The organism is Rubritalea spongiae, from assembly GCF_042652385.1.
Classification (GTDB): domain Bacteria; phylum Verrucomicrobiota; class Verrucomicrobiia; order Verrucomicrobiales; family Akkermansiaceae; genus Rubritalea; species Rubritalea spongiae.
The window spans coordinates 1,805,345-1,831,537 of sequence record NZ_JBHSJM010000001.1 but is presented as its reverse complement, the minus strand read 5'-3'; the positions used below and the strand labels follow the sequence as shown (position 1 = coordinate 1,831,537).

The window sequence follows — 26,193 nt, the reverse complement described above, 5'->3', positions numbered from 1 at the left end:
CAGGTATTTATTCCATACCTATTAGGCCTTTTGGGGTTCCATAGATTTCTGGCCAGATGATATAGAATGCATCTGAATGGCCGAAACTAGATTCGACGATTACCCAGCCTTTAGTCGTGCGAATCCAGAGACAGGCTGTGTCTGGATTATCGAACGGAGGGTGGGTGATCATTTGTCCTTTCGCGTTGACTGTTTCACCGATGAATACCGCCCAGTTACGAAATGCTTTGAGGCTGCCTTTAAACTTAGTTGCAGGATCTGTCTCTTTTCGCAACATGTTGAAGAGCTCTTTTCTGAGTTTAGATCCTACGGGGAGTTCAGTAGGTTGTTTGTAGGGAGGTTGATATAGTTCAGCCCACTGAGAGCTTGAAGTGGGGATCATAGGTTCGGCTATGACTGAGGGGGTAATGGAGGTTAAGATGCTGATAAGGAGTATGCGTTTTTTCATATATAGTGTTCTATTACCTAGGGCTGATGTGTTTGGGATGGCATTTTAGCGGTGTCAGTGGTGGGTCAGGACTTTTCGACTTTGGGTTTCCCTGTGAGGATTTGGGAGAGTTTGAAAGGTTGAGGTTGGTATTCTTTTTCGATGTATTCCTCGGGGATGTTGATGTGATTTGCATCGCGAACACCAGTGAATGTAGGAGACATGATTTCGATGCCAGCTTCATTAAATTTGTCCTGAATCGCTTGGTGCATCTGTGAGTAGATGAGAGGAGTCTTGCGGGGATGGCGGCTGAAGACGTTGAGCTCGTACTCGACACTGAAGTCTCCGAGTGCTTTTTGCAGCACAAAGGCAGGTTTACTGGAGTCTAGGAATTCGACTTCGTTTGCAGCGGTAGTTAGTAGTTCATGGACTTGACGCCAAGGGACATCGTAGCCGATGGTGATGGTACTGTGGAGAACGATGCCGCTGACTTTAGCGTGAGTGCTGTAGTTAACGATATGGTTATTCATCACCATGGCATTTGGGATGGAGATGACGACATTTTTGGGAGTACGAATGCGGGTGACAAGGAGTGATTTTTCTACGATGTCTCCTGTGGTTTCAGCGATGCGAACACGGTCACCTGTTTGAAAGGCGCGCATGTAAGTAATGGCGATTCCTGAGATGATATTAGTGATGGCTGAAGTGGAGCCAAGGGATACGAGAATACCGATGAAAATGGAGAGTCCTTGAAGTGCTGGAGATTGCGCTCCTGGTAGGTAGGGGAAGACGATGACGAAGGCGAAAACGAAGATGATGAGTCTAACTAGGACAAAAGTGGGGCGTGCCCATTCTTGATAAAAACCATCTAGCTGAATGCGGCCACTGTCGATTCCGTCAAAGATAAGTTTTACGATTCTAATAATGAAGTGGGTGATAAAACCGACTGTTAGAATAAAAACGAGGTTGGGGATGAAATTGACAAATTCCGTTTGTAGCCCGAGGTATTTTTCGCTGAGATATGCCCAGACAATTTCAGGGATATGGCGAGTGCTGTCCCATTGAGTGAGGACTACGACGGAAAAGGTGGCGAAGAGCAAGATGTTGATAATCCTGCGGATGAAGGCTGTGAGTGTGGCTGAGAGTCTGCTGATTTCTTGCCCATTAAGTAGTTCTTGCTGTTGGAGTCTTACTGAACGGATTTTGCGGCTGAAGACACGGCCATCTTCAGTACCAATCCATCTAAAAAATCTTTTCACGAGCCACCATGAGATCAGTAGTAGAGCAAATGCTGTCAGGACGACGGCGATGCGCTGGATTAATCTGGCGCCTTCGGTATGTCCAAAGAATTCTCCAATGGAATGAAACAGGTCTGACATTGTGCGAGTTTAGTCCGCATCAGAGATTTTTGTAAAGTTGCAATACGGTGACGCTTTTGCACATCTAACTGCAATAGTTAGAGAAGCTATACTTGTTTGGAAGAGGGTAAGGATTTATGCCATAGACATGTTCAATATAGTGATGGTTCATCCAGAGATTCCACATAACACAGGAGCTGCGGGGCGTTTGGCTTTGGCTACAGGGGCTAAGCTGCATCTGGTGAAGCCATTGGGATTTTTGATCGATGAAAAAACGGTGAAGCGTGCGGGTCTGGACTATTGGAAGGATGTGGATTTGGTGATTTGGGAGAGTTGGGAGGAGTTTTATCAATCGGTCCCTGATAAGAAGCGGATGTTTTTACTAACCACCAAGGCTACAAAAGCGCACTGGGGTGTGGACTATCAGCAGGGCGATTATTTACTTTTCGGACGTGAGACGCGCGGGCTGGCCGAGGAGTTGATTGAACAACATCATGACACGGCAGTAAAAATCCCGATGGTGGAGGGGAGTACGCGGAGTTTGAATCTAGCAACCGCGGTAGCCATCGTGTTGTATGAGGGAATGCGGCAGGTGAGTATTCAGGACTAGGCCGTGTGGACAAATTGCATCACCGCACGACCGGATGGTTTTTGATATGAAATTGAGGGCCTGAATGCGTTCAGAAATGAGCTCTCATCGTGAAGCAAATCAATTTGTCCACACTGCTTAGTCCATCCTTGACGGAGAGAGGAGCGGCAGCGAATCTCGGTGCATGTCCGCGATTGCCGATCCAGTGATTGATTACCTACGCCAGCTTGAGCGGCAGGGGCAAACGCATGTGCACCTAGATGAGCGTGCGCGCTTGATTTTGCGTGAATTTTATAAGCGTTCCAAGGGTATTGTAGACACCCCATCTACTGTGCAGGCTGCTCCAGTACTTCGTGACGCACCTGTTAGTGAGTCTAAGCCAGTAGAGCAGAAAACAGCGGTGAATATTGAGACGCCAGTGCCGATGAGTAAATCGCTGGAGGGCATTCAGAAGCAAATGGCCGTGGATCCGGTGTTCAAGACGCTTGGGAGTCTACGTGAGAAGATGGTCTTTTCTGAAGGTGACTCGACTGCCGATGTGATGTTGGTAGGTGAGGCCCCGAGTTATCACGATGAATTAAAAGGTGCGCCGTTTTCAGGTCCTGCGGGCAAGAAAATGGAGGCGATTCTGAAGGCAATGGGAATTGCTAGGAATGAGGTCTACATGACTAATATGGTGAAGTTTCGCCCTGCGATGCCTAACCAGACAACGAATACCCGCAAGCCGAATGAGAAGGAAATCGAAGCTTCGATGCGCTACTTAATGGCTGAGGTGAAGGCTGTTCAGCCTAAGGTAATCATCGTGTTGGGCGCGACAGCTGCGAAATCTTTGATTGGTCCAGATGTTCCAGTAGCTGATATGTTAGGACAATTTCACAGGGTGGCTGGAGTACCAGTACGTGCTACCTACCACCCGAGCTATCTACTAGCAGAGGGTGTCACGGATCAGAAAAAAGAAGTCTGGCGCGATATGTTAGAAGTGATGGAGCTCTTAAAAATGCCGATTAGCGAGAAGCAACGTGGGTATTTTAAGTAGTCCGAGAGTTTTTTACGGTGAAAGAAGGCGGAGGTTTCGAAACGAATTTTTTTTGTGAAGTGTCAGAGGAGTCAAAGTCGAATGTCTTGTTTTGCATCGCGTGGTGGCGATGGTGAGATTATTAGCTCGGATCTCAGACAGGTGTGAATTGTAGTTTGCGCCGAACCGCAGGTTGGTTTCCTAGCGAGAAAAAAGCTACTAGATTATGGGGAGAGGCGTTTGATGTTCCACTCGGTACCGTCTGCTTCGCGGGTGTAGAGGATGCGGTCGTGGAGGCGTGCTGGGCCGCCTTGCCAGAACTCGATGTGGTGAGGGACGATGCGGTAGCCGCCCCAGAACTTTGGCAATGGCACTTCGCCTTCGGCGTATTTGTTATTGAGTTCGTCGAGTTGGGTGGCAAGCCATTCGCGATCGGGGATGACGGAGCTTTGGTGAGAGACCCAAGCGCCGAGTTGGCTGTCATGTGGTCTGCTTCGGAAGTAGGTAAGAGATTCTTCCTCGGAAATTTTTTCTATGCGACCGAGGACAATGATTTGGCGTTCGAGGGCTACCCATGGAAAGAGTAGGGACACTTGTGGGTTTTCTGCAATTTCTTGAGCTTTTCGGCTCTGGTAATTGGTGAAAAAGACAAAGCCTTTTGGGTCGAAATATTTGAGGAGTACGGTGCGCAAGGAGGGGGCCGCCGAGGCGTTAGCAGTGGCTAGAGACATGGCGTTTGGCTCGGGGTAGTCGGCATCGACGGCTTGTTGGAACCAATGGGTGAATTGTTCGAAGGGGCAAGCATCGACACTGGAGCGAGTGAGGGCTTGCTTGAGGTATTCTTTGCGGTAGTCGGAGAGGTCCATTACAAGTTTGGAATGTTAAATGAGAATGTTAGGCGTTCCAGATGCCGAGGTCGATGAGTTGTTGAGTGGGGACTTGGGGCCAGCCTTTGTTGGCTAGAGGTGAGGCGGGTGAGGGATGGAGAATTTTTCCGATGATTGCGGTGTTGTCCGGTAGGTGTTCTTTGACAGTAACTTTGAGTTGCTTTTCTGCGAAGGCTCCGACTCCGATGAGAAACTCGGGCTGGAGTAATGTGATTATTTTCGCGAGGTGCTTGCGACATACAATGTCGACTGGGGCGGATTCTGATTTTTTCAGTTTATCAGGTGTGATGTTACGGCCAGTTTCAGCCATCCAGACGAGTGGGCAGAAGTTGGCGACAAAGTGGTCGGTGAAGAAGTCTGCAGAATTCGGGTAGTGATCGGCAAAGAGCCCCCAGAGCCGGCGCCCGCTGACTTCGGAGCGTTGGCAGGCGAAGCCTTCGACTGGGCGCTTCGGGTGCTCGTTTGCAGGCTTGTCGATCTTGGTTTCGATGCCAACCCAGTCGCGTACGGCAGGGATTTCTCCAAAGGGGATACCAGTCTGGGACATGCCCCATGGTCCGGGGTTCATGCCGAGAAAGAGCACGCGCTTTTTGCCCTGGCCGTAACGTCTGAGATATTCACTGTGTGAGGTCCAAGCGTATTCCAGAGGGTTGTAGGTGTGTGTGACTGGCTCAGAGAAGGTGAAGGGGGCGAGTTCTTCAATGAGTTCTAGTGCTGCGGCTTCAAGCTCAGTGGGCATGTATGATCTATGCGGTGGGAAGGGGAGTGTGTGAAGGGAAAAGTGAGTTTGCCTTTTTGCTTTGTGGGGATGATGAAATTGTTAGGGGGATTTGATTCTAGGGCTTTTTAAACTCCCGATCTAGGCAAGACCCTTCATTAATATCAATGGGAAGGTTTGTGTGGTTTGAAATGGGTTATGTGCAGATGATTTTAGAGGAATAATGGTGGCGGGATTGACAAGATTCTTTCTGTGCAGAGAGTAAGGTCATGCAAGACCCAAGAATTGATCGTTTGGCCCAGATGTTGGTGAAATTTTCGACGAGTTTGAAGCGTGGTGAAAAGCTGTTGATTGATGTGGCGGAGGTGCCAGATGAGATAGGTATCGCGCTGATACGTGAGGCGCGTAAGAAGGGAGCGATTCCATTTTTGCGGGTGAACCATGCGAAACTAAATCGAGAAATGTTGATGGGCGCAACGGATGAACAGTACGAGGCGATTGCAGAACATCAGTTGAAGGAGATGGAGGATATGGATGCTTATATTGCGCTGCGGGGATCCCACAATATTACTGAGTTGAGTGATGTCCCTGGCAAGAATATGGCGACTGCGATGAAGCATCTGCGTCCGGTAATGGACCATCGGGTGAAGCAGACGAAGTGGTGTGTGCTACGTTGGCCGAATTCCGCGATGGCTCAGCAAGCGGGAATGAGTACTGAGGCGTTTGAGGAATTTTACTTCGATGTATGTTTGTTAGACTATAAGGCACTTTTAACTCCTGCGAAGGCATTGCAACGATTGATGGAGAAGACAGATCAGGTGCGTATTGTGAATCCAGGGACCGATCTGACCTTTTCGATTAAAGATATTCCGGCGGTGGTGTGTTGTGGTCATTTCAATATCCCAGACGGGGAGGTGTTTACTGCGCCAGTGAAAGAGAGTGTGAATGGTGTGATCACGCATAATTCTCCGACGATTTATCAAGGTATCGCGTTTGATAATATTCGCCTGGAATTTAAAGATGGAAAAGTTGTGAAAGCGGATGCGGGGGGAAAAACGAAGGAGCTGAATAAGATTTTAGACAGTGACGAGGGGGCGCGTTACGTTGGCGAGTTTGCTCTTGGTTTTAATCCGAAGATTATGGAGCCGATGCGCGATATTTTGTTCGATGAAAAGATCGCAGGTTCTTTTCATTTCACTCCTGGTCAAGCATACGAGGAGGCTGATAATACCAACCGTTCACAGGTGCACTGGGATATGGTTTCGATTCAGCGTGAAGAGTGGGGCGGTGGTGAGATTTACTTCGATGGAAAACTCATCCGCAAAGATGGCGTGTTCCTGCCGAAGTCTCTGCACAAATTGAATTACTAGGCGAGTGTTGCGGCGCTGACTGACTCTATAGAGTACTTTTCACTGCAGCAGGAGTGACCTCTTTTTTAGATGGTCGCTCTTTTTTTTGCTTTGGCCAGACGAAGTAGGTAAGCGGTTTAGAGAGGAAGCCAGAATCTTTCAGTCGTTCCAAAAAATAGAGAGAGATGAAGGGCTGATACCAAGGGCATCTGCGAGAGACTTTTAGTTGAGATCAGACCCCACGATTACGTCTTTGAGTGTTTCGACAAAGGCATTTGGGATCATTTTCATAAGTTTAGTGGGGATTTACTGTGACCGCTCGAGGAATTTTTGAAATTGGAGGGCGGACTCGGCATCCATTTCTGGGAAGAATTTTTTTTGTGAGTCTTTGAGGATTTCTAGGACGGAGGGATTGAGCTGTTCGGGGGAGGCATTGCGCTTGGCAATAATGGTGGACTCAGGGTCGAGCCGGTCGAAGGGGTGCATGGAGTAGCCGGCTTGGTTTGAGATGCCATCGGTATGGCGCATTTCGAGATGAAGGTGGGCGAGGTAGCGCCCTCCAGCGCTTCCGACGGTACCGATTTGGCGACCGCGGCCGACGTGTGAGTTGAGTGCAGCAGAGATTTCGTGGAGGTGGGCGTACATGCTGTGGAGTAGTTGTCCATCCGGCAGGCGATGAGCGAGTATAATGGTTTTTCCCCAGCCTGGGGAAGGGGTGCCAGCGTAGACGACGAGACCATTGGCGATGGCGTAGACTGGGTCGCCATAGTCGGAGTTCTGACCGCCGATGCCGTTGACGTCATCTCCCATGTGCATTCCACCTCGTTTGTCATTCATATCCATGAATTTTTGGGCGTTGTAGGTGAGAGCGCCATGTTCGGATCCCATGGGGTGATCCATGCGTGGGGCGGTGGGAATGAGTGCGGTTTCGAAAGGCGAGTGCAGGTGCATTAGCGGGTGGAACTTTTGGGGTGTGTCATCGGGGCCCACCGGATAGCCATAGGGAGCATCTGCTTCTTGCCAATTTCTAAACCCTTGCACTGGAGTATCTGGCACGCTGTGAGTGGTGAGCACGTAGTAGCCCACATAGAGGAAGAGTCCCATGATGAGGGCAGGGACAAGGCGTGATAAGACTTTCGGCATATTGGTATGAGGGACGCTTTGCAAATGCTATTAGGGCATAGATGCTTGTCTGCCCGGTGCTTCTCTGTTCCAAGAAATGGTAGAGTTAGAAATCGAGATAGATTTCTGTGCGGCGATTTGCGCGTCGTCCTTCTGGATTGTCAGAGCCATCTGATTTCGTGTTTGGCAGGCGTGGTCGATGGTCGCCATGGGCTTCGGTGAGTACTTGGGATGGTGCGATGCCTTGCTCGGCGAAGTATTGTTTTACCGAATCTGCGCGGTTGTTAGAGAGTGATTTATTGTACTGGTCACTGCCTTTTGAGTCGGTGTGGCCGGAAATCGTGATGGTTCGGTTAGGGTCGACAGTGAGGATGTCAGTGACGATGTCGAGTTGCTTTTTAGTGCGCTCAGTAAGGCCTTCGGAATCGAATTCAAAATAGATGACCAAGGTGTCGCCGCCTGCTGGATTTTTGAGCAATGGGGTGAAATAGACGTCACCATCAGAGACTCGATTTGCGTAGTCGCCGAGTAGGGAGTCGAGGTTAATTTCGTAAATTTCCCAAGCTGCCGCGGCATTTTCCCGTTGGGCAATGATTGAGAATTGTGCGGCTTTTTCACCATCGTTAGAGATGACATTAATATAAAAACCGGCAGAGGTGTCGCGCATGAATAGCGCGCGCAGTGGCTTATTAGGGTCGAGTTTATAATCGGCTTCTTCGAAAATGATGCAGAGCCCAGCGAGTTTGGCGTCGGTGATGTTGGAGGCATCGACCATTGACTTGGCTTTTTTAAAATCTTGGGTGAGTAGGCTTTTGAGGAAGGAATGGGTATAGTTGAGAGCGTCTGTGTCGCTGTTTGGGAGTCTTGGTTTATCTGCTCCCGCAAGCTTCTGGCTAGTAGGGAGGACGACTTTATCAATTTTCCAATTACCTTTGACATCTCGTTTTAGGTCGAGAACGATGGGGTCTGAGCCTTGTAAATTGATTGCCCAGCGCGCGTGTTTGTTGGCTTTAATTTCACCAATTTGTTCGAAAGGAATCTCGGTATCGACTGCGTGTTTTTCTAGGAGCTGGCGGAGCTGAGCTAACTGTTTTTGATCGAGCGCGCTATTGCCGATGGTTGCACTAAGGGTGCTAAAGTCGTTTTCTTTTTGAGCGGAATCGAAGAGCTCACTGATGCGCGCTAGGTAGTCGTCAGCTTTGGTGAACTCTAGAGATTTTTCGAGCTCGATACGTTTAGCCGCAGCATCCTTTTTGTCGCTGAGGTCAAGCTCTTCAGTGGCGAAGTCGGCATCACTTTGTTGAGTGCTCTGAGTCGGAGCATTTTCTGTAGTATTCGGAGGCACGGTCTCTTTTTTGCTACAATTCGTGAGAGCAAGGACGAGGCAGGTGATAGGAATGATGCGTTTCACGAATTAGAGTGTAATGGGATATTATAGAATGTGAAGTCTACGCTTGAGAAGGTGTCAATGGAGCACATAGTTTGAGAGGATATATGAAATTTTTATGTTTATGTTATGTTTTGAGTCAGATGTTTGTCGTTAGTGGATGGGCTGGGACAGAGGTGATCGATGTTTCTCCTGAGAAAGCGGTAGAAATGATGAACTCTAGAGAGGATCCAAGGGTGATTGATGTGAGATCGGCAGAGGAATATGCTGATGGACACATCAAGGGAGCTACCTTGTTAGATGTGAATGCAGGGGATTTTGAAGAACTGCTGAGCAAGCTTGATAGGTCAAAAGTCTACTTGATTCACTGTCGTAGTGGGGCTCGGAGTGCTAGAGCTTTGAAGCTGTTTAAAAAGTTAGATTTCGAAAAAGTTTATCATTTGCAGGGAGGAATCCAGGCTTGGCAAAAAGCGAAAAAGCCTGTGGTGAAGGGGGAGTAAAGCATACTGATCTTGCTATTAGAGAGAGGAGATGGAAGTTTGATGCGAAATGCAGCGCTCTCCCTACTTAGTTTTTCTACCAGTGCTGCTGTGCACTTTGTTGTGGGGAAGTGCTTTTCCATGCATTAAGTTGGTGTATCAGCATTGGGCTGATTTGGGGTTAGAGATTGGGCTCTTCGATCGATGGCTGTTCGCGGGGATGAGGTTTGTCATCGCTGGGGCAGTGTTACTTTTGCTGGCTCGGCAGCCAAGGGATGAATGGAGGGAGACGCCTAAAAAGTACATTCTCTTACTTTCAATGGGGCAGACGCTTTTTCAGTATGTGTTCTTTTATCTAGGGCTTTCGTTAGCTAGTGGGAGCTTAGCGGCACTGATGGCATCGACGGGGAGTTTTTGGTGGATGCTGCTTGCTCCTATCATGTTAGGGGCAGCGTGGCCACAATGGCGTCAGTGGGCTGGACTTATTGTGGGGGCGCTTGGAGTGACACTCGCTGTGTATGCGCCTGGATCAGGGGCGGGAAACCCGATGTTAGGAGCGCTCTGCGTGATGCTTGCAACCTTTTTTGGATCGGTGGGTGTGGTTATTTTTTCAAAGATCAAGCCGACGATGGGAGCCCGAGCGGCAACGGGATTTTCGCTTTTCTTAGGAGGTGTCGGTCTTTGTTTATTGGGGTTGCCGGCATGGAGTAAAGCCGCTGTGCTGTTTGATAGTTATGTGATGATGCTGACTGCGTGGCTTGTGGTGGTTTCGGCAACGGCATTTGCGGTGTGGAATCACATATCTACCCTCTACCCGGTGCACTTGTTAGCGAGCTGCCGTTTTCTTATTCCAGTTTTTGGTGTGTTGCTTTCCTTGTCATTTCTTGAGGGTGAGTCCGCTGGGTGGGGGCTAGTGCTTGGCGGTGTGCTGGTCATTGGTTCAGCAATTTTTGCTACTCTAACGAAACGCAATTGAGATTGAAATTGTTTCGATTTTGAGGACACTCACTGCATGCCAAGTAAAGAACGTCACGAGTGGAGAGAAGATACCGAAGAGGGGATTCGCTTGTATAAAGCGGTATTTTTCGCTCGAGAATGGCGATTTGCTACGGCAATGAAAGGTTCACGACGTGATCGACCAGAGTGGGAAGACATCGATGAAGTGACGGAAGAACTGTGGGAGAAGTTGCGCGATGTTCTTTTCCGTAAATACCAGCGTAAGCGTTGTTCTTACAAGTTGATCGAATCTGTGGATAAGAAGCTTGGGAGAGATTCTTCCGAATAGTTTTACACCACAAGTCGAAGCATATTTTATGCCCAAGGGGATAGCTAACGTCTAACAGCTCAATTCCTATGTGAAATAAAGGATCGTGGCGCTTCTGTCACTTGAAGATTCTCGTTCTAAGACTGCATACTGCTATCGAGTGCGGGCATGCGAGAGGGCGATTTATCAATTATCGATACAAATCAGTGGAAACCAGTACAAAGTCCTGGTCTGAGGGCTCCGAGGCACCAAGTGCCTTATGATAGTCCAGAGGTGCAGAATTTACTTTCTGAGGCATTTGGCGTGATGTTCCCGAACATCGTTGAGGTGAAGCGTGGAGTGAAGCGTTATACAGCTGTGAATGTGCATCAGAAGGATGTCATGCTGGAGGCGAAGCCGGTTAAAAATATAAACGATATTCCGAAGGCGGAGATGATGCGTTTGATGGAGGGCTGGATACGATTGCGACGGAAGTTGCAAGAGGGTGTTGTGTCGAAGGGCGTGGCGGGGATTTTACTGAATTTTCGTGTGCCGAATCCTCGTCAATCCTTGGATAAGTATATGCTTTATAAGGAAGGTGAGGAGTCGCGCCTAATTATTCGTTGGGGTTATGAGACCAAGGAGGAGCCTGCTGTTTCTTTAGAGAGGGCGATTTCCATTTTGATGGATGTACCGCTGGGTCACATGCGCAGCATTCTCTCCACTTCGATGGCACCAACGACATCAACTGTGCCGGTAGGGCAGATGGTGGCATCTGCTGCAGTGGGTGAAGGTGGCCGCAAATTGGCAGGGAGTATTGGTGGAACTGGAAACTATAAGGTTCTGTTTGGGGTAGTCGCAGTGAGTGTGGTGATGCTTTCGTTGGGTATTTTGGGGATTTCGAAAGCTTTGACGACGCAGGAGCAGAGTGTACCGAGTACAAATCCAACTGAGGTCCTTTCTTCTCCACCTGTGCAAGAAGCGGTAGTAGCGGAGCCCGTCGATACGGAAGAGCTTGAGGAGTTTAAAAACACTAAGAGCTCTGAGTTTGTAGAGGTAGAAAATACGCCTGTAGTAGTGGAAGTAGAGGAGAAAGAGCCAATACCAAGTTTAGATTCAATAGTGTTAGAGCAAGAAGCTCAAGATACTCAAGTCGGGCTGAGTGAAATGTTAGGTGAAACTGCAGGTTCTGAGAAAGCCCCTGCTGAGAAAAAAACGCTTAGTTTAGAAGAAATGCTCTCAAGTACATCGGCTGACACGGAAACAGATATGTTAGGCGAAATGCTGAAATAAAAAATCTCCACACACTAGAATTATACAATGAAAACGAATGGTAAGATCACCTGGTTAGTCGGGTTATTCATGGCCGCGATGGTTGCTTTTGTGCAAGCAGATGGGCAGAAGGAAGAATTCGCTAGCCTAAAGAAGAGTAGGGCAGAGCGGACAGCTCTTGTGAGTTATTTAAAGTCAACTGATGCCGCTAAGGAGACAGCTTCTGGCTTGCTGAGCGCTGCAGAAGGCGCGCCTGCAGAAGCAAAGCGTATGGTCGAAGCTGAGAATAAGGATCGCGAACGCATGTTTAGTATTATTGCTGCGATGCAGCACCAGACTAAGGAGGAGATTGCGAAGCAATTTGCCATACGTATGGGAGTGGATGTGACCGCTCCAGAGTTAGTGACGACCTTGCGAATTGATGGCTCAAATACGGTAGGTGCTTCTTTGGCTCCTGAGCTGGTGATGGCATTTTTAAAAGACCGTGGGTATTCTAACGTTGCGATTGAGCGAGAAGGGGTAGAGTCTCAGATCACTTATAAGCGACCAGGAAAGAGAGAGCTGGGTGTAGTGGAAATTAAAGCGCATGGCTCATCGACTGCATTTGACGAGACTGAGGAGAATAAGGGAGTCGGCTTGCGAGGGAAGTATTGCGATATCGGTATGTCGTCTCGTCCGATGAAGGATAAAGAGCAAGAAATGCTGGCTGCTGCTGGATATGGAGACTTGCGTACAGCAGCTTCAGAATTTCCGATTGCTCTAGATGGAGTGGCTGTGGTGTTGAACCGTTCGAATCCGATCAAGTCTCTCACCGTAGAGCAAGTGGCTGATATTTTTGCAGGTAAGATTAGCAACTGGAAGCAGTTAGGTGGGCCAGACCGAAACATCTTTCTCTATGCTCGCGATCAACAATCGGGCACTTGGGATACGTTTAAGTCGCGCGTGCTCAAGCCATTCAAACTCAGCTTATCTGAAAAGAATGTGAAGCGTTTTGAGGACTCATCTTTGTTGGTACGTAATGTGGCAGCGGATAAGGGTGGAATTGGTTTTACGGGGTTAGCTTACGTGAATTCCTCTGTTAAAGGCTTAGCTGTGCAGGCGGGACAGCAAGCACGTCCATTTCAGCCAACTCGTCTGACGGTGAAGACGCAGGATTATCCACTGGCGCGTCTGTTGTATTTTTATTTACCAATTGAAGCGAATCAAATGGCGCGTGATTTGGTGAAGTTCGTGATGTCTAACAATGGTCAGGCAGTCGTTGATAAGGTTGGTCTTGTTGGCCAAGGTTTGTCGACCAAGCAGGATCAGAGCAACGCGGAAAGCTTAAAAAAGCAGCTTTTGGCTGATGCAAGTGTGCCCCAAGAATACAAGGATTTGATTGTCGGAGCTGACCGTAAGGACACGCAGGCGAACATTCGTTTTGTGCAAGGGTCGAACGAGCCAGATATTAACTCTATCAACAACCTGGATCGTCTTTCTAGTTACCTAGCAAACTCAGGGAATGAGAATGTCTCAGTGGTGTTGGTTGGTTTCGCAGATAGCGTGGGTTCCAATTTCGCGAACATGCGCCTTTCTAGGCAGCGAGCCGATTCAGTGCGTGAGCTATTGGAAGCGAAGGGGGTGACCAACGTAGTGGCAAGAGGATTTGGTGAAGCGATGCCTGTGGCAGATAATGGCTCTGCAGATGGACGTGCTAAGAACCGCCGTGTCGAAATTTGGCTAAAGCGTAATTAATCTATACTTGGAACCCCCTGACTTCTATAGCCGCTTGACCAATTGGTTCAGGCGGCTTTTTTATATATTTTCACCGGCGGAGCTGTACGAGCCCTCGAGTTCGATGCCTACCCCTTCGTCTAGGACAATGACGCGGTCTTCGAGGCCTAGGCGTTTGGCTTCTGCGACGAGTCGTTCTTCAGGTTCGTTGTCGGGTTCATTGCCGAGTGGGAATGTGCGGTAGTGCATGGGGATGAGATATTCGGCACCGAGTTCGAGGAAGGCCTTGATGGCTTCTTCGGGATTCATATGGACATCACGACCACTGGGAGCGTTGTAAGCGCCGATGGGCATGAGTGCGATGTCGATGTGGTGGCGTTTGCCAATTTCTTCGAAGCCTTCGAAGTAGGCACTGTCACCACAATGGAAGATAGTGAGGTCTCCGGATTTTACGATGTAACCTCCGTAATCGCGGTGGGTGTCATGAAGATAGCGAGCACCCCAGTGGTGGGCGGGTGTGTGAGTGATGGTGAGGTCATCAAATTTTAGGTCGTCCCAGATGGCCATTTCATAAACCTTGTGGAAACCTAACCTTTCAACGAGTTTGCGACTGCCTTTTGGGACGATGATGCCTTCGCGCGAGTCGACGATTTTGAGCGATTTTTTATGAAGATGGTCGAAGTGAGCGTGGCTGACGAGGACGAGATCGATATGGGGGAGGAACTTGATGCCAAGGCCAGGATTGCGCTGGCGTTTGACGAATCCATGCCAGTGGGCCCAGTTAGGGTCGATGAGGACTGAGTGGTCAGCGAATTGGAGCAGAAAGGAAGCGTGACCGATCCAGGTGATGCGGGCGATGCCTTCAGCTGGCGGATCGAGCACGGCGTGTTTTGCTTCGCCGAGACGCTTTTTAAAAACCTGCACGAAAATACGTCTACCGAAAAAATGGATGTTGCGTTTGACCCATCCTTTCTTCGGCATGACACCAGCGTAGTCTTTCTTTTTCTCTTTTTTCGGCATGTCTCGGTATTTTCCCAGTCATTGTGCGTTAGAAATACAAAAGATGCGAAATGTTTTTTGGCTGAGTGCCGAAGAGAGAAAATATATAGTGCAATTAGGTTTTCGAATTTATGATTGACCTAGTATCTATGACCTTTAATTTTTGTTTTCAAATGAGTCAAAATTCCCCTAATGATTCGGTGGACGGTGGTTCCCCTGAAAGCAAAACTAGTGCAATTTCTGCAATTCCTTTCAAAATCCCGAGCAAGCCAATTTTTGCCGAGGACGTGCTCACTCCAAATAAATCTCCTAAAGAGAATAGCGGCGAAGAGTTAAAGGTCCATCACGAGCATACAGAAGCGATAAGTGTGCATGATTACAACACGGGTTTACAAGAAGCCTTTGCGTTTCGGGAGCAGAAAAAAGCACGGAATAAGACCAGTTCGAACATTGCTAAGATTGCAGTTCTTGTGGTGATCATTGGAGGTGGAGCTTTTTGGTATTTCTCTTCGGAGAATCAGGCTAAGGTGGCTGGCGCAATGGAGAACACTCAAGCTCTGGTGGCTGAAACCAAAAAGCAAACTGATGTGTCTGAGGTAATTCGATCCTATGATGAATCATTGGATAAAATTGAACAGCATCAGGCTAAAACGAATGAGATCCTCTCTGAACAAGGTGTTAGCCCCAGTGACCCAGCTACTGATAATGCTGAGTACCAGCAGCTACTTCAGGAAGTTTCAGGTACTGAACGAACGGCAGCAGATCGTGATATTGAGGTGCAACAGAAATTTGGTGGTTTAGCAGATAAAATACGTTCTAAGACTGGGACCGAACGTCCCTAGGACGGGTGGAATAGATAAATTTAAAAAGTGGCTCAAAGTTACAAGCTGAAAACTTTGAGCCACTTATGGTTTTAGGTACTAGCGTTATTTTGTTTTTGAAGGCTGGCAAAGATCCCACCGACAATTGAGAGCGTGAGCCCGATACATTGCGCTTTATCTGGCAACTGCCCGATGAACAAAATGGAGAGCACGATTGTGAGGATAGGACCAATCGAGGAGATCACTGCGTAGGAGGATGAGCTGATCTTGGACAAGGCATAGGATAGCAAGAGTAAGGGAATCACAGTTCCAGCAATACCGATAGCGGCTCCGTAAGAAATAATTTCCTGAGAAGCAAACAGGCTACTGAAATCGCCATTTTCAATGCTGAAGTGGCCAAGGATAATTCCAGCGCAGATGCACATAGTGAGCCCCGTGTATAGCTGGACGCCCACACGCTGAATTACTGGTTTAGCGATCATGATGTAACTGGCGTAAATGATGGCGCTGAGTAAGACCATGGCTGAGCCGTAGAGTATTTGGTTTGTGTCGCCGGCAAAGCTGATTTCTTTGTGAATGAGTAAACTCAAGCCCACCCAAGTGAGGATGCAGGCAATGTAGGTGCCAGCTTTTGGCCGACTCCCTTGAAAGAGAATGGATCCAGCAATTACAATGCTTGGGTAGCTAAAAAGGATGACTCTTTCTAATCCTACACTGATGTATTGAAGCCCAATCATATTCACTAGTGAGCAGAGGTAATAGCCGATGAAGGCGAGGAGCCCCATCAAGCCCCAATCTCGGCGACGGATCGTCGTGAGTTTTTTCCAATGTAGAGCCACCATCACCACGAATACTGGTGTGGCTGTAAGCATACGCAGAGCCATTACGCTGCTAGGAACAAGGCCCTCAGCGTACATGAGCTTCACGATGATTCCCTTTGCGCAGAACAAAAAGGAACCGAGAATCACCAATGATGGTATGGTGACTGACGTTGGTATGGTTGGTGGTCTATACATGGTAGTATCTCCATAGACCGGTCTGAACTCACACTCATTTAGGCATAAAAAAGACCCGCATCGGTGAATCCAAAGCGGGTCGGTTAGAGTTAGTTAGAAATACATTCAGAACTTATAAGCACTCATTTACGACCCGCGCTGGGACGAGCCAGCGGAGTGCGATCATAATGAGTGAATGAGCTGCAGAATGCATTTGACTGGGAATCAATAAGAAATGGCTCAGTCTGTCAAGTCTAGGCCGTATGGCGTCATAGAAGTAGTGCAGCCATATTTGTATGATTGGTACGATGGATGAGGATGTTGAGCCTCACAAAGGGTTATCTAGTTCTACATTGTGCGACCCTTTTGAATACGAATATACGTGGTGAAAAATGCGAGCGGAGGATTCAATTCACGCTTAATCACTTGTGAGATTGATCATTAACTGATAGATCGAGTTCTAATATTTGTTCGTTATGAAAGTCAGTGTGTTCTCAGTCCTCGTTTTATTTTGTTTTAACTTAGTATTGTCTGCAGATGGGCTTGCAGAGGTGAAGTTGTTGTATAAGGCGGCGGATAAAAAATTGAATGCCAATTATCAGCAGGTCAAAAAGGTGCTGCCAGAGTATGAGTTTGCGGAGATCAAAAAATCGCAGAAAGAGTGGCTAGAGCACAAATTAGATACAGAAAAGCGTTTAGCATCAGAGAAGGGGACGATTCGTTACTGGGAGTTATTGGAATACATGACGGCAAGTAGAGCGCAATACCTGTGGGTGCGTGCTAACGTGAAGCCGAAGGAAGGGGTGTGGGATGGGCTTTATAGTGATGGTCACGGAGGTTCTTTGTCGATTTTGACGAACGAGAATGGGACGATCTATTTTGAAATGATGGTAGTGCGTGGTCCGACATATCATACTGGTTCTATATCTGGAAATGCTGTTACAAATCAAATGGCTGCAAGATTCACTGACAAAGGGATCGTTGAGGAAAAAGAAGGTGTGACTTGGATCAACTTTAAAAAAGCTTACGATGCTCGGACGGTGACTGTGGAAGGAATCAATTCTTCTTATTACCACGGAGCTAGGGCATACTTCGATGGAGAGTATTATCGCATTGGTGAGTTTGAGCCGGTGATTGATGGAGGATGTAGTCAATGAATGCCTAGTTTGGGTTATGTGGGTTTTACATATTCCATTGTGGGGTATGTAGGGGGCTTCGATTTGACAGGGCGGGAGAACGAGCTTACATCAATAAGCTCTGTTTGTTATGGAACTGGAGTTGTATAGCTTTCAGTCGGATTGGTATCGATCTGCATCACAGAAAATCGAGTAAGTTGAAAAACTTCTCTAAAGTGTGCGTAATCTGCATACAGCTGAGTTTCTCACAGAGAAGAACTGCCAATCACATAAATTTCTGATATCCCATATTATCATATCATGCACATCACGAAGATTACCTCAACTATCGTAGCTGGAGTCATTTTGACTCTGCCTACGGACCTTATGGCGTATAAGCGCGATAAGAATATTATCAAAATTACCCACTCGAATCGTAAAGATCCCTTTTCGGTAGAAGAAGAGTTAGCGTCATTTAAATTGCCAGAAGGTTTTGTGATCGAGTTGGTTGCCTCTGAGGAAAATGGTGTGATCAACCCAATCGATTTAACCTTTGATGATGCAGGACGTCTATGGACGCAGACTGCTGAGATGTACCCCATGGATCCATTTGGGAACACTCCGAATCGCACAATTCGTGCCAAGGTAGGCAACCCTAATGATAAGCTTTGGAAGCAGCCTGAGTACTTACGTTTGAAGAGGCTTTATAAGCTAGAAGAGCGTGGGACTGATCGAATTTTGCTAATTGATGATCCGACGAAAAAGGTTGAGGGTGAAATTCCAGTGGTGGCAGAAGGTTTGACGATGCCGCAGAGTATTCTTCCATACAAGAATGGTGTCTATGTCGCGCACGGTTCTGAAATGCTTTACATGGAAGATGCGGATGGTGATGGGAAATTTGAGAAGCCGAAGACCGTTCTGACCGGTTTTAGCTTTATTGATTCCCACACGATGTCGCACACCTTGGTGCGTGGTCCTGGTGGTTGGATACATTTCTCACATGGGGCGATGAATCTCGGTGAAGTCACTGCGGTGGCTTCTGGAGAAAAGCAACAGATTAATTACAGTAAGATTGCGCGTTTCTCACTGGATGGTAAGAAAATCGAATTGGTGAGCAGTGGTTTAAATAACATCTGGGGATTCCAGCTGCGCGCAGACGGCCAGTGGTATGGTACAGAGGCGAATGATAAAAGTCACTCTGTCGTGCCAATGGAGCCGGGAACTGGCTTCTTAGGTATTGGTAATGATAAGATTCGCAGTTATCAGCCGATGGTGCCTGTAGTGCATCCCTTCCGAGTGGGCGGCACAGGGATTTCAGGCCTTGCATTTAGCGACGACGACGCGAACACCTTCCCAGAGGAATGGAGAAACGTGGCGTTCCTCGCGAACCCGATCACTAACACGATCAATACCGTGCGTGTCGAGCGCGATGCTGATGGCAATATCGTTGGTACCCACCTTGATGATTTGCTCAAGTCGAGTGATGAATGGTTTCGCCCAGTGAATATTGAGTTTGGTCCAGATGGCTGCCTCTACATTGCTGATTGGTACAACAAGATCGTTTCCCATAATGAGCTTCCGAGAACCGACCCTACGCGTGATAAATCGCACGGTCGTATTTGGAGAATTCGTCACGAGAGCCAAAAGCCGATCGATGTGCCGAACTTGATCGAGACTAAGGATGAAGATCTCGCTAAGCACCTTTTAGGTCCTACTCGTTGGGAAAAGCGTGCTGCTTGGCACCAGATTGCTGACCGCCAGGTGAAGAGTCTACTTCCTGAAATCAAGAAGATCGCTGCTGATACTAATAATACAGTCAGCACACGCGTTCACGCGATTTGGGCATTTGAATCACTCGGTGAATTCGATGAAGCATTCGTAGCGCCACTTCTGAGAGATGAAAATCACAACATCCGTAGAGAAGCGATCCGTTCGCTTGCAAGCTTTGAGCTTTCAGCGGGGACCGTGGTGAAACTTCTTCAGCCATTGGTAGAAGATAAGAACTGCATGGTGCGTTCGCAGGTGATCAGAACTCTGGAAGAGGTGCAAATTGATGATCCAGCGATCGTTGAGTTGATTGTTTCCACCATCAAACCAGACATTCCAGGCAACTCACTTGGTGGTGCGTATGAGCGTAGCTTTGAACGCTACTTGGCGCGTAAGGCTCTCGAAACGTATCCGGAGACGCTCTCGGCATTTCTTAATTCTGACAAGGCAATTGAATATCCTGTAGGGAGTTTGCTTTGGGCTTCTCAAGCAATGGGAGCGAAGGATACAAGCAAGGTTTTTGCTAAATTCTGGAAAATGCGCGGAGATGAAGCAATGGATGATGAGACATTTGTTTCTGTAGTCGCTTTGCTCAAGGATAAGAATATTCTCAAGGTCGTTGAGCCTGATTTTAAGAATCCAAAGAATTTCTCGAGCTTGTTGAAGTTAGCGGTGGATAATCAGAGCCGTGTCGATTCTAGGAATCTTGCAGCAGTGATGACTCCAGCTCTCAAGGCAGGTATTAAGTCCGAGTCTGCTGAAGGCCAGGCATTGACCATGCAGGTTGCTGCTATGATTAAGTCTCAAGCTATCTCAAAAGAGGTGAAGGCGATTGCGGCCAGCACAAATGACGCTGGGCTGATTGATGCTGCGTTGCCTGTACTTGCGCTAGATGCGAAGGCGAATGAAAAGCTTTATAAGGAGCTCGCTCAAAAGCAGAGTCTGCCATTTATGGCGCGTCTCAAGGTCATGGATGCTCTGAATAGAGTAAACGGAAAAGAAGGAACTGCTGTGCTTGAGGATACTCTTAAGGCTGAGTCTAGTGCGGACAAGGCGTCTGTGGCTAAGCTGTTCTCACAATCTGCTGCTGGGGCGAAAACGCTGATGCACTTGTATGCGAATAAGCTTATAGCTGCATCTGACTTCGATCTTTCCTCTGCGGAGCGTGTCCGTGCTTATCTGAAGAAGGATAAGAATGCGAATGATGTGTTTGCTGCTGCGAAAAAAGCAGAAGATGAGCGTGTGGCTAAGCTGGACGCGAAGGTAGATCAATTCATGAAAGCCGCGCAAACACTCAAGGGGAATCCGGCTGTTGGCCAGGCGCTCTTCGGTTCATGTCTGACATGTCATGCGGTAGGTGACCAAGGTTACGACATCGCACCAGCACTTGATGGTTCAGCCACTCGTGAGCTGCATGCACTGATCACAGCGATTGTGAAGCCAGACGTTGCGGTGGAAGGTGGCTATAATCTTCACCGCGTCACCCGCAAGGATGGCACTGTGGTAGAAGGTTACCTTTACCAAGATAACGACTTCGGAATGACGATTGCTCAGCGTGGAAATCAAAAGACGTTTATCCCGAAATCTGACATCAAGTCTGAAGGTTCAGTGACAGGAAAGTCCTTCATGCCATCTGAGTTTGACCAATGGCAGGACCAGATGATGGTAGATCTTATTTCCTACATCAAAACCTTAAACTAAGGGTTCGTTCGCTCAGTACTTATTTTAAAGTAAGCCCTGCCAGTAAACTGGTGGGGCTTTTTGGTCGGGGGCGTCAGAAATTTGGGAATAATGGTGGGGCCTTGTGGCTCCTAAGAATAACTCTATACCCAATTATTATGTCTATTCAATCACTTGACCTCTCCAAAGAATTTCCACGTAGCCCGCGCGCGACCCTAGGCGGTTTTGTCATTGCTGGCCGTACACTCGATAAATGCCGTGCTACGATCAATGGCACTGCTGACGAGTACCACTTCGATTGCCCACTCGATAATGTGTTCTTCGATTTTACAGGAATCAGCGCCGAAGCATTTAAAGAAAAGGCTGCCAGCGGAGCTGATGATGAAGCTATGGCAGCATGGGTAAAGGAGCAGACTAGCTCATTGACTGAAGAAGAAATCGTCCAGTGGAACAACGACCTTCGCTATAAGCGTATTAGCGAAATGCCGATCGAGCTTCAGGTGTTTATTGAATCTTACATCCCTGAAAATCTTCCTGAAGGTCGCGTCGTATACTATTGGTTCGACATCTACGACATCGAAGAAGGTCGCATTTAAGCGTTTAAGAAAATAAATTTCTGACGTGCCTTGCTGATGCAGTGGGGCACGTCTTTTTTTGCTTATTTTGAAGCATCCTCAACTTGCTGGATAGCAAACTCCGCTGTGAGTTGTTGAATTTCTGGGATACTCGGCTCAGGGGGGCCTCCTGCCTTACGCCAGTTATGACCTGCATTTTTGACGATGAGAGTCTTTACATTGGCGCCAATTTCATCGGCTTTTTGTTTGAGGTGCGGCGCGTGTGCATAGGGGATCGTAGCATCCGTGTCGCCCTGAAGTAGAAACAGCGGTGGGCTGTCTTTCTTGAGCCAGTAGTAGGGGCTCATTTCTTTGTATTCATCAGGGAATTTCTCAAAGCCTCCATCGACACCAGTGATTCTGAACCCAAAGCGATCTGGGTTCTTGTCAGAGAGGTCGGTTTTGAAGAGTTCAACATCGGTAAAATCAGTTGGGCCATACCATGAAATCCCAGCGAGTGGCTTGGTAGAATACTTTGCTAGGTCTTTGTCCCCTTTGAAGCGATTTGAGTCGGCAAGGGTGAGCATCTGTGCCAGTTGACCGCCAGCAGAGTCACCCCAAACAACTACGCGTGTTGGATCGATACCGTAGTGTTCTGCATTTTTGATCATGAAGCGCAGGCCGTCGAAGGCATCAGTCACGCAGTCTTTCATGATGACGCCATTGTTTTTGTTGAAGAGCCGGTAGTTCGTTGAAACACAAACGAAACCTTTTTCAGCGACTTGCTTGAAGACTGGTTGCATGAGAGGGAGGCCTCCTTTTGCTTTGTCACCAGCTGCCCAACCGCCGCCATGGACGTAATAGAGTAAGGGGGCTTTGGTGGATGTGCTGTCTTTTGGCTTGTAGATGTCGAGCTTGATTTGGCGTTTGCCCACTTGCTTGTACGTGACATCGAGAAAGCTCTCACCCTCCCAAGCAACTTTCTTTTCAGCTGCGGTGGTGAAAGATGCCAAAAGTACTGAGGCGAGTATGATTGATATGTGGAAGAGTTTCATTTTGAATGTGTGTCTTTAGAGAAAAAGCTTTCAGTCGTAAATCTCGCTTTTTATCGGCAGTAGTTTACTGCTTGCGACCGATGAGGATGCAGTGACGTGCGCGTTTCGCGTGTTCGCGAGGTTTTGAAGCGTATTCTTCCACTTTGAAACCGGCCTGTCCGAGAAGTTTCTTGAACTTGGGAGCTGGTTCAGAAAGCCAGTAGGTCACGCAGCCGTTAGGACTAAGGATTTGTTTAATCTTCTGGAGAAAAGCGGGTGAGTACATTTTGTCATTGCCCGAGGTGATGAGGTCGTCAGGCGTGTTGTCGATGTCGATGAGGAGGGCATCGTAGCTATTTTTTGGCTTGTTGCTGATGGTCGTGTAGAAATCGCCTTCAATGACTGAGGTGCGAGGGTCTTCTAACAGTGGTCCGTTGAAGTCGACAAGAAAGGTACGGTTCCACTCGATAATTGGCTGCATTAGCTCAGCGACGTCCACTGTGGCGGGCCTGCCGATGAGTTCGAGTGTGCGCTTGAGGGTGAAACCAAGTCCTAGTCCTCCGATCATGACGCGTGGTCGCTCCGGACGAGAAGGTTTGCCTTCGAGTAAATGCTTGAGTCCGATGTCTGCGAGGTGGCGCTCAGAGAATGTCTGAGAGGTACTCATAAGCTCGTAGCCATTGTACTTGAGATAGAAATTTCCGTCGTGTTTGTGGAGGGAAAATACCGTGCCGTCAGGCAAAGTAGATTTAGCAAGATTCTCGTATGGCTTCATAGATCGAAGGCTTCACCAGAATGTGCAGGGGAACAAGTGCCATCTTGTTTGTGATGAATATGGAGGTGGTTTTTACTTGCTCGAAGGTGAGCCTATTCGAGATTTACTCACAATAGCAATCTGTCGCATTTTGTATATAGCGTTGGCGTTGTGGGTGTATTGACTCATATTGTGTTTATAATGTATGAGTTACGATACTCTGTTTTTCCTTCTAACAGATTATTAATTTTCATGAGATTCATGAAAATTGCAAAACCCAACAATATACAATGAAAAAAAATCAAAAGAGGGAGGGCTATTTTACTGGTGCTCCGTGTCTAAAATTACTGGCGCTAGGAGCCACTTTGAGTGTGGCGGAGGCCAATCCGACAATTTTCGAAGCAGAGTCGATGAGCCTCAGCAGCTTCATTGTGAGAGATAGTGGATTCACTTCCTCACAACAATACATCCAGATTCGCGGAGCAGCTGGGACGGCGTCGACAGTCTACAACGGTGCAGACATTCTTGCGAATATTGCAGTCACTTATTTTGACGAGTCGGATGGTGTTTCTGAATACACTCTTAATTTAAATGGGACGGAGATTGCTGCATGGTCGGCCGATCAAATTTTAGAGGGAGCTGCGGTCACTTTAGGGAATTTAGTGACAGCGCAGATTCCAAGAGTGGCCTTGCAAAATGGTGACACACTTAGCTTAACGGTTACCAGGGATGCTGGGGAATATGGGCGTGTGGACTCAATTTCGATTTCTGAAATCGTCGAGGCTGAGAGTCTTCAACTGAGCGGATATAATCCGAGTACTGTGGCGGTGGCAAGCGGTGGTTCAGTGATACTAACTGGTGCAGAAGGTACGGCGATTTTTTCTTTTACGGGCCCAAGTGGCTACTACGCTATCGATACTCATTACTTTGATGAGTCTGATGGGGAGTCTGTATATTCCCTCGCGGTAGATGGCGTGAGAGTTGATAGCTGGACGGCCAATAAAAACCTTGGGAGTGCAGCTCCTACAGTTGAGGCGCTGACTAGTCACAAAACCGATTGGATCTATCTGGAGAGTGGATCAGTAGTGGGGCTTACTGGTACACGAAGTAATGGTGAATTTGGACGGGTGGATTATTTAGAAATCTCACCAAGCCAAAGCTATATTGAAGTATGTCAGGCGTCTCATTTCTTGTCTCACGCATCGATGGGCGGCTCGCGTCAGGAGATACATGCTTTAGCAAAACGTATTTCGGAGATTGGTCATTTGGAAGCTTGTGAGGAATGGATCGATGCGCAGTTTGCGCTTCCGCGTGGAGAAAATCTGCTAGATTTAGCCCTCTATCACCAAAATTATTATGCGATCGACCCTCTTGAGAGTGTCAATATTCATAACTTCGAATACGCATGGTGGGATCAAGCTACTACGTCTGAGGAGCAGCTGCGCCATCGTACGGCATTTGCATTAAGCCAAATTTTCGTGACTTCCTCTGTGTACTGGGGAAATCTCGAGCGTCATAACATCTGGAGGTCTTACACGAGTTATTATGATAAGTTGCTGAACAACGCCTTCACCTCGCATCGTGATATTTTGCAGGACATTACCTATGACCCATTCATGGGAGTCTGGCTAACTTATGCGCACAATAGTAAAGGTGATGAGGAGTTAGACATTTTTCCTGATGAGAACTACGCCCGTGAGGTAATGCAGCTCTTCTCCTGTGGTGTCTATTCCTTAAACCAAGACGGTAATTATCAATTCGATAGCAATGGGAATCTCATTGAAAATTACGATAATGATGACATTCGCGAGATGGCTAAGGTTTTTACAGGACTGAGTCTTTCTAATGCTGATGGATCATTACCTAACTTTTTAGCCCCTCCAGTCACAAGATCAGGTTCTTATGAGAATGAGATGGTTATGGTGGAAGCTTACCACGATGTGAGTGAGAAGGTCTTGCTAACAGGTGAGGTTCTTACTGCTGGATCAAGTGGTGATGCTGATATTAGTAGTGCTCTGGACGCACTGGCTTATCATCCGAGTACTGCGCCTTACTTGAGCCGTGAACTCATCAAGCGGTTTACTTCTTCAAATCCATCTAGTGCATATGTGGCGCGTGTGTCGCAAAGCTGGAGAGGTGAGGGACAATATGGTGGCGACGGCTCAGTAGGAAATATGAAGAATGTGCTGAAGGCGATCTTGCTAGACCCTGAAGTACGTGAAGTGATTGAGTTTTCTGGTATAGCGAATAGTGCAAACATCAGTTCAGACAACGTCACGGTAGCTTCTTCAGATTCACTTTCGGGTCGGATTAAAGAGCCTATCCTCCAGTGGACTCAGCTATACCGCTATCTGGAGCCAACAACTACTGCCGCAAGTGGCATGTTGCTGTATCCGCCTAGAACAAAGAAGGCGGCGAGCGATATGACACCACACTTTGGACAAGTTCCTATGCGTGCTCCGTCTGTGTTTAATTACTACGATACTGAACATTCACCAGGAAGTGGACCGATTGCAGCGGCGAAAAGCGCCTTTGATATCGAGTTTGTGTCACCCGAGACGCAGACACTCTCGGATCATGTGATTCATGATTTTGAGGAGTGTTTGGCTATGATGGAAGATACGCGTACTACGAGTTATCTCAATTATATTCAGGAGAATGCGTATGTGGAGTTCACTTGGTTGCAGCGGATGATCGAGATGGACATTCCGCTTGAACAATTCGTTAGAGATGTGAACCGAGAACTCTGCCATGGGCAAATGAGTAAGGAAGCTAGAGACGTTTTAGTCTCTTCTGTTGAGAGCTCTACTGCAAACAAGCAGGAGCAGTTCGCGCAGGCTTTGACGCTAATTTTTAGCTCACCCTACTACACCCTCTCATTTTAATCATCATTCATTTCACAAATTTAGCTACTT

General features: G+C 47.7%; 23 protein-coding genes. 13 read left to right on the top strand and 10 right to left on the bottom strand.

The annotated features are described in order from the left end of the window. Positions 1–7: 7 nt before the first annotated feature. Together ACFPK9_RS08305 and ACFPK9_RS08300 are read right to left on the bottom strand one after the other, a co-directional pair. The gene (locus ACFPK9_RS08305) at positions 8–448 is read right to left on the bottom strand and encodes a hypothetical protein (RefSeq protein WP_377094386.1); all 441 of its coding nucleotides are present in this window, start codon (positions 446–448) and stop codon (positions 8–10) included. 65 nt (positions 449–513) lie between these two features. After that, positions 514–1,806: a mechanosensitive ion channel family protein gene (locus tag ACFPK9_RS08300; protein WP_377094385.1), complete on the bottom strand. Its 1,293-nt coding sequence runs from the start codon at positions 1,804–1,806 to the stop codon at positions 514–516. Between the two features lie 127 nt (positions 1,807–1,933). Between ACFPK9_RS08300 and ACFPK9_RS08295 the strand changes: the two genes are divergently transcribed. Continuing rightward, positions 1,934–2,395 carry a tRNA (cytidine(34)-2'-O)-methyltransferase gene (locus ACFPK9_RS08295; protein WP_377094384.1) on the top strand — a complete coding sequence of 154 codons (462 nt, stop codon included), beginning with the start codon at positions 1,934–1,936 and terminating at the stop codon, positions 2,393–2,395. A 163-nt stretch (positions 2,396–2,558) separates the two neighbouring features. Next, positions 2,559–3,410 (top strand): uracil-DNA glycosylase, encoded by an 852-nt coding sequence (locus ACFPK9_RS08290; protein ID WP_377094383.1) that lies wholly within the window; start codon positions 2,559–2,561, stop codon positions 3,408–3,410. Between the two features lie 203 nt (positions 3,411–3,613). Here the strand turns inward: ACFPK9_RS08290 and pdxH are convergent, their stop codons facing one another. Together pdxH and ACFPK9_RS08280 are read right to left on the bottom strand one after the other, a co-directional pair. Then, entirely contained in the window at positions 3,614–4,255 is a 642-nt protein-coding gene (gene pdxH / locus ACFPK9_RS08285) for a pyridoxamine 5'-phosphate oxidase (protein ID WP_377094382.1), read from the bottom strand. Positions 4,256–4,283: 28 nt separating this feature from the next. Beyond that, positions 4,284–5,015, bottom strand: coding sequence for a uracil-DNA glycosylase family protein (locus ACFPK9_RS08280; RefSeq protein ID WP_377094381.1), 732 nt, complete (start codon positions 5,013–5,015; stop codon positions 4,284–4,286). Between the two features lie 248 nt (positions 5,016–5,263). On the opposite strand from ACFPK9_RS08280, the gene ACFPK9_RS08275 reads away from it, so the two are divergent. Continuing rightward, positions 5,264–6,364 carry an aminopeptidase gene (locus tag ACFPK9_RS08275; RefSeq protein ID WP_377094380.1) on the top strand — a complete coding sequence of 367 codons (1,101 nt, stop codon included), beginning with the start codon at positions 5,264–5,266 and terminating at the stop codon, positions 6,362–6,364. Between the two features lie 285 nt (positions 6,365–6,649). Here ACFPK9_RS08275 and ACFPK9_RS08270 read toward each other — a convergent pair whose 3' ends face one another. Further along, on the bottom strand, positions 6,650–7,486 hold the full coding sequence (locus ACFPK9_RS08270) for a M23 family metallopeptidase (RefSeq protein ID WP_377094379.1): 837 nt from the start codon (positions 7,484–7,486) through the stop codon (positions 6,650–6,652). Positions 7,487–7,571: 85 nt separating this feature from the next. After that, positions 7,572–8,876, bottom strand: coding sequence for an OmpA family protein (locus ACFPK9_RS08265; protein ID WP_377094378.1), 1,305 nt, complete (start codon positions 8,874–8,876; stop codon positions 7,572–7,574). An 83-nt stretch (positions 8,877–8,959) separates the two neighbouring features. Here ACFPK9_RS08265 and ACFPK9_RS08260 point away from each other — a divergent pair, with 83 nt between their 5' ends. The 5 genes from ACFPK9_RS08260 (at position 8,960) to ACFPK9_RS08240 (ending at position 13,580) form a co-directional block, all read left to right on the top strand. Then, positions 8,960–9,352, top strand: a complete 393-nt coding sequence (locus tag ACFPK9_RS08260; RefSeq protein WP_377094377.1) for a rhodanese-like domain-containing protein — start codon at positions 8,960–8,962, stop codon at positions 9,350–9,352. Between the two features lie 49 nt (positions 9,353–9,401). Further along, a complete protein-coding gene (locus ACFPK9_RS08255; protein WP_377094376.1) occupies positions 9,402–10,307 on the top strand; it encodes a DMT family transporter in 906 nt (301 codons plus the stop codon). Between the two features lie 36 nt (positions 10,308–10,343). Further along, positions 10,344–10,616: a hypothetical protein gene (locus ACFPK9_RS08250; protein ID WP_377094375.1), complete on the top strand. Its 273-nt coding sequence runs from the start codon at positions 10,344–10,346 to the stop codon at positions 10,614–10,616. Between the two features lie 147 nt (positions 10,617–10,763). Further along, a complete protein-coding gene (locus tag ACFPK9_RS08245) occupies positions 10,764–11,867 on the top strand; it encodes a hypothetical protein (RefSeq protein WP_377094373.1) in 1,104 nt (367 codons plus the stop codon). A gap of 27 nt (positions 11,868–11,894) precedes the next feature. Then, complete coding sequence (locus tag ACFPK9_RS08240) at positions 11,895–13,580, top strand: DUF1318 domain-containing protein (RefSeq protein ID WP_377094372.1); 1,686 nt, start codon at positions 11,895–11,897, stop codon at positions 13,578–13,580. Between the two features lie 60 nt (positions 13,581–13,640). On the opposite strand, the gene ACFPK9_RS08235 is transcribed toward ACFPK9_RS08240, so the two are convergent. After that, positions 13,641–14,579 (bottom strand): MBL fold metallo-hydrolase, encoded by a 939-nt coding sequence (locus ACFPK9_RS08235; RefSeq protein ID WP_377094371.1) that lies wholly within the window; start codon positions 14,577–14,579, stop codon positions 13,641–13,643. A gap of 110 nt (positions 14,580–14,689) precedes the next feature. Here ACFPK9_RS08235 and ACFPK9_RS08230 point away from each other — a divergent pair, with 110 nt between their 5' ends. Further along, positions 14,690–15,400: a hypothetical protein gene (locus ACFPK9_RS08230; RefSeq protein WP_377094370.1), complete on the top strand. Its 711-nt coding sequence runs from the start codon at positions 14,690–14,692 to the stop codon at positions 15,398–15,400. A 71-nt stretch (positions 15,401–15,471) separates the two neighbouring features. On the opposite strand, the gene ACFPK9_RS08225 is transcribed toward ACFPK9_RS08230, so the two are convergent. Further along, complete coding sequence (locus ACFPK9_RS08225) at positions 15,472–16,395, bottom strand: DMT family transporter (RefSeq protein WP_377094369.1); 924 nt, start codon at positions 16,393–16,395, stop codon at positions 15,472–15,474. Positions 16,396–16,850: 455 nt separating this feature from the next. Between ACFPK9_RS08225 and ACFPK9_RS08220 the strand changes: the two genes are divergently transcribed. The 3 genes from ACFPK9_RS08220 to ACFPK9_RS08210 all read left to right on the top strand — a co-directional run bounded on the left by ACFPK9_RS08220 (position 16,851) and on the right by ACFPK9_RS08210 (position 21,532). After that, positions 16,851–17,531, top strand: coding sequence for a lysozyme inhibitor LprI family protein (locus tag ACFPK9_RS08220; protein WP_377094368.1), 681 nt, complete (start codon positions 16,851–16,853; stop codon positions 17,529–17,531). Positions 17,532–17,810: 279 nt separating this feature from the next. Continuing rightward, the gene (locus ACFPK9_RS08215; protein ID WP_377094367.1) at positions 17,811–20,957 is read left to right on the top strand and encodes a PVC-type heme-binding CxxCH protein; all 3,147 of its coding nucleotides are present in this window, start codon (positions 17,811–17,813) and stop codon (positions 20,955–20,957) included. A 137-nt stretch (positions 20,958–21,094) separates the two neighbouring features. Next, positions 21,095–21,532, top strand: coding sequence for a DUF5069 domain-containing protein (locus tag ACFPK9_RS08210; protein ID WP_377094366.1), 438 nt, complete (start codon positions 21,095–21,097; stop codon positions 21,530–21,532). 62 nt (positions 21,533–21,594) lie between these two features. Here ACFPK9_RS08210 and ACFPK9_RS08205 read toward each other — a convergent pair whose 3' ends face one another. Together ACFPK9_RS08205 and ACFPK9_RS08200 are read right to left on the bottom strand one after the other, a co-directional pair. Beyond that, the gene (locus tag ACFPK9_RS08205) at positions 21,595–22,545 is read right to left on the bottom strand and encodes an alpha/beta hydrolase fold domain-containing protein (RefSeq protein WP_377094365.1); all 951 of its coding nucleotides are present in this window, start codon (positions 22,543–22,545) and stop codon (positions 21,595–21,597) included. 64 nt (positions 22,546–22,609) lie between these two features. Next, positions 22,610–23,299, bottom strand: a complete 690-nt coding sequence (locus ACFPK9_RS08200) for a spermidine synthase family protein (RefSeq protein WP_377094364.1) — start codon at positions 23,297–23,299, stop codon at positions 22,610–22,612. A gap of 269 nt (positions 23,300–23,568) precedes the next feature. Here ACFPK9_RS08200 and ACFPK9_RS08195 point away from each other — a divergent pair, with 269 nt between their 5' ends. Then, positions 23,569–26,163: a DUF1800 family protein gene (locus tag ACFPK9_RS08195; protein WP_377094363.1), complete on the top strand. Its 2,595-nt coding sequence runs from the start codon at positions 23,569–23,571 to the stop codon at positions 26,161–26,163. Positions 26,164–26,193: the final 30 nt, after the last annotated feature.